This window comes from Shigella sp. FC1967, from assembly GCF_001743005.1.
Taxonomy (GTDB): Bacteria; Pseudomonadota; Gammaproteobacteria; order Enterobacterales; family Enterobacteriaceae; genus Proteus.
In genome coordinates this window covers 1-3,964 of sequence record NZ_MIIZ01000733.1, presented here as the reverse complement: position 1 = coordinate 3,964, position 3,964 = coordinate 1, and the positions used below count along the sequence as shown (strand labels likewise).

Annotated in this window: 6 protein-coding genes and 3 pseudogenes; all 9 read left to right on the top strand. The window is 30.8% G+C overall.

All coding sequences use genetic code 11. The features are described from left to right. Window positions 1-201: 201 nt before the first annotated feature. Complete coding sequence (locus BHE89_RS11490) at window positions 202-378, top strand: FliM/FliN family flagellar motor switch protein (RefSeq protein WP_128860495.1); 177 nt, start codon at window positions 202-204, stop codon at window positions 376-378. A gap of 4 nt (window positions 379-382) precedes the next feature. After that, window positions 383-1,046: pseudogene (locus tag BHE89_RS11485) on the top strand (EscR/YscR/HrcR family type III secretion system export apparatus protein). After that, window positions 1,046-1,300 (top strand): type III secretion system export apparatus subunit SctS, encoded by a 255-nt coding sequence (sctS, locus tag BHE89_RS11480; RefSeq protein WP_069366950.1) that lies wholly within the window; start codon window positions 1,046-1,048, stop codon window positions 1,298-1,300. Before BHE89_RS11485 ends, sctS begins: the two are co-directional and overlap by 1 nt. Before the next feature lie 249 nt (window positions 1,301-1,549). Further along, window positions 1,550-2,026 (top strand): EscT/YscT/HrcT family type III secretion system export apparatus protein, encoded by a 477-nt coding sequence (locus BHE89_RS25625; protein WP_286146084.1) that lies wholly within the window; start codon window positions 1,550-1,552, stop codon window positions 2,024-2,026. A 256-nt stretch (window positions 2,027-2,282) separates the two neighbouring features. Continuing rightward, a complete protein-coding gene (locus BHE89_RS27020) occupies window positions 2,283-2,474 on the top strand; it encodes an EscU/YscU/HrcU family type III secretion system export apparatus switch protein (RefSeq protein WP_353615120.1) in 192 nt (63 codons plus the stop codon). 273 nt (window positions 2,475-2,747) lie between these two features. Then, the gene (locus tag BHE89_RS27015; RefSeq protein ID WP_353615121.1) at window positions 2,748-2,834 is read left to right on the top strand and encodes a hypothetical protein; all 87 of its coding nucleotides are present in this window, start codon (window positions 2,748-2,750) and stop codon (window positions 2,832-2,834) included. Next, entirely contained in the window at window positions 2,824-3,150 is a 327-nt protein-coding gene (locus tag BHE89_RS25620) for an EscU/YscU/HrcU family type III secretion system export apparatus switch protein (protein ID WP_286146083.1), read from the top strand. The genes BHE89_RS27015 and BHE89_RS25620 overlap by 11 nt, the downstream gene beginning before the upstream one ends. Window positions 3,151-3,297: 147 nt before the next feature. After that, window positions 3,298-3,813: pseudogene (sicA, locus tag BHE89_RS11465) on the top strand (type III secretion system translocator chaperone SicA). A gap of 50 nt (window positions 3,814-3,863) precedes the next feature. Beyond that, window positions 3,864-3,964 (top strand): annotated as a pseudogene (locus tag BHE89_RS11460) (tetratricopeptide repeat protein); the annotation flags it as partial.

Genomic DNA, 3,964 nt, shown 5'->3' with positions numbered 1-3,964 from the left:
GGTGAAAAAAAACGTGGATGCGTTATCAATGGCAAGAAGGAGAAAAATACTGTGGTTTTAGATGAAAAGTTATTGACTCATGAAAACAGAGCATGAAGAGTTAGTTGAAGATACACAAATTACATTGCAAAAAAAATATAGAGTTAAAAGCGATTCAATCTATACCTGTTACTCTCTCTTTTTTACTAACAAGTAAAAACCATGTTACTTGAACAAATTGAAGAGTTATCACCGGGACAACAAATTACTTTGCCGGATAATGCATTACGTCATATCACATTAATTGCTAATGGGATTGCTATTGCTCAAGGGGAGTTAATTAAAGTTGGTGAGCGATTCGCTGTTGAAATCCAACGTGCTTATTTAAAGCAAGATTAAAGATATGGAAAGTTCAACAACACTTATTTTAACACTATCATTAGCTACATTAGCACCTTTCATTATTGCCGCGGGGACATGTTATTTAAAATTTTCTATCGTGTTGGTTATGACTCGTAATGCTTTAGGGGTTCAACAAGTTCCTTCTAATATGGTACTTAATGCGATTGCATTAATGATGGCACTGTTTGTAATGACACCAATAGCAAAAAATACCTATCAATATCTTATTGAAAACCCAATTGATATGACTTCCCCTGATTCAATTTGAACAATTTTTCAGATAATGCATTGGGAGAATATAAACGATATTTGTTACAAATATTCTGAGCCTGAATTTATTAGATTTCTTTGAACAAGCACAAGGAAATCGACCAGATAGTTATGGTGATAAAGAAAATATAGAAAATTCGTTATTATCGTTACTTCCTGCTTATGCACTAAGCGAAATAAAATCTGCTTTTATCATTGGTTTTTATCTTTATTTACCTTTTATTGTTATTGACCTGGTCGTTTCCTGTATTTTATTAGCTCTAGGTATGATGATGATGAGCCCAATAACATTATCTGTACCTTTAAAATTAATTTTATTTATTGCTATGGATGGTTGGACTCTTCTCGCTAAGGGATTAATTAATCAATATCTTGACCTTATGGCGGTAAGCTAATGGATATGATCTATGCAGCGAATAAAGCTGTTTATTTGGTGATATTACTTTCGGCTGCCCCTATTGCAATAGCAACATTTATCGGGTTGGCAATCGGTCTTTTACAAACCATCACTCAAGTACAGGAGCAGACATTACCTTTCGGTGTAAAACTTGTGGGTGTTTTTGTTTGTCTGTTAGTAACGATGGGATGGATGGGTGATAAGGTGCTCGTGTATGCCAAAGAGATGATGACATTAGGGTTAGCTGGATAAATAAAATGTTAATACTGCTAGGGTATATACAACTTTATTTAATCGATCTTTTTTTACTTGTTGCAAGATTATTTCCTATTTTTCTTTTTATTCCTTTTTTAAATAGCCGAGTGTTAAATAGCCAACTATTAAAATATATTATTGTTTTTTATATTTCTATGGGAATAAAAACCAAGTGTTTTAATTACTGATGAAATAAGAAATACATGGGAAATAATAATTTTAAGTGAATTAATTATTGGTCTTTTAATGGGGTTAGTATTTGCTACACCCTTTTGGATAGCTTCTGCTTTTGGTGAATTTGTTGATAATCAGAGAGGGGCAAGTATCGGTGATACAATTAATCCAACAACCGGAATTGAATCTTCTGAATTTGCCTCATTGACTGGACTATTTTGTGTAGCTTATTTTTTATCGACAGGAGGGTTAACACTATTAATGAGTTCGATAAAAGATAGTTATGATGTATTTCCTATGGGGTATTTTAATAAAGAGATTGGTTATTCGTTTATTGGTCATTGGCTTAATAACATGATCCGTACTGCTATTGTTTTAGTATCACCCGTTCTTATCATTATGTTTTTGAGTGAAGTTGCGTTGGGTGTTTATTCTCTCTTTTGTCCTCAATTAAATGCTTTTTCTCTGTCATTATGTATAAAAAGGGATTATTGCCTTTATATCTCTACTTCTGTTCTTTGCCTCAGCGATGACGACAGAGCTGTATGAATTTTTTTAATAATAGATATTTTTATACTATTTTCATGAGTATTTATCATGGCTGAGAAAACAGAAAAGCCAACGCAAAAAAAACTTGATGAATTCGGCAAAGAAGGGACAAAACTTTAAAAGTAAAGAAACTAACATCTGGCCTTGTTTATCTTATAGGTGTTATGTATTTATTTAATCAAGTTGATTTAGATGAATTTAGTCAATTTTATCAATCTCTCTTGCTTAATCCAGCAAAATATTACTTTGAAGAGTTATGTTGACGTTATTTCAAAATTATTTTTTGATATTTTTATGCCTATTCTTATTGTTACTTTTCTATCCGGTGCTATTCCTTCTTTATTTAGTTCACGTTTTAAAACTGGCCACGGAAGCCATTAAAATCGATCTTAATAATATAAATCCTATTTCTGGATTTAAAAAAAATATTCAGTATAAGAACAATTAAAAGATCTTTTTAAAAAACATTATTGTTTATAATTGTATTTTTTAGTCACGTGTTATATTTTTATTGTTGTACATGGACATGAGATATTTACACTATATCGTTCAGGACTAAATATTGTCATTGATAAATGGTGTTCACTAGTTGTCAGTTTTATATTTGTATTTTTTATATTATCAATACCCATACTTATTTTAAATATTATTGCTGATTTCTTTATCTTTATGAAAGATATGATGATGGAAAAAACATGAAGTTAAGCAAGAAAATAAGAATATGGAGGGTAATCCTGAAATAAAATCGACACGCCGTCAAATACATCAAGAGTTACTTGATGAACCCATGAAAAAAAGTGATTCGTGATTCATCAGCTGTTATTGTAAATCCAACCCATGTTGCCGTAGGTATTTATTTTGACCCCGATAATGGTGTTATGCCATTAGTTTCACTGAAATGTATTAATGAAAAAGCATTAGCCGTGAAAGCCTATGCGAAAAAAGTAGGTACACCTGTTATTCGTTACCCTGAACTTGCGAGAAAATTCTATCATAAATATCATCTGTTTGAGGTAATGATAGACCAAGATTTATTGGATATTATGGATATTCTTATTTGGCTTAAGAGAATAGAAATTGAAGGCTTACTAAGAGAAGAAATGGATTATACGCGCCATCAATAAATTTTTCCATGTGTATTTATATTTTAATTATAAAAATAATGTATTTATATTTATAAATATAGACGTGTGTTTTATTAAAGTAATTAATTAATGGTTGATTTAGAATTCTATCATTAATTATTCATCATAGATGAAAGGATTAACATTATGTCAGTATATGAAAAAATGTCAGAAAAAGAACTTGATCAATTAGCAAGCTATATTGTTTCTATTGTTCAAAATGGGACATCACTTAAGGATGAAGGCGCTATCCCAGAAGGATTTATGGAAGGAATTTATTCATTTGCGTATGATTTTTACCAGAAAGGAAAACTGGATGAAGCAGAGGCTATTTTTAAATTTTTATGCCTCTATGATTTTTATAATGTTGATTACATTATGGGACTCGCCGCTGTTAAACAATTAAAAAAGCAGTATCAAGCAGCTATTGATCTTTATGCATTAGCTTATTTAAATGCAAAGAATGATTATCGACCTGTTTTTTTATGCGGGACAATGTAACTTATCATTGGGTGAAAAAGAGAAAGCAAAATATTGCTTTGATCAAGTTTCAAAGTAATATTAATTGATCTCTCTATAAAAGAGAGAGCGAATGTTTACTTAGAATCATTGAAAGATATTCCTCTTGCTGTTTTGAATACCGAAAAGGAAGAACATGTATGATTAAAGTTAATAGTGATAGCACTGTATTATCTACACCTTCAACTTCTAAAGAACTCGCCGCTGTTAAACAATTAAAAAAGCAGTATCAAGCAGCTATTGATCTTTATGCATTAGCTTATTTAAATGCAAAGAATGATTATCGACCTGTTTT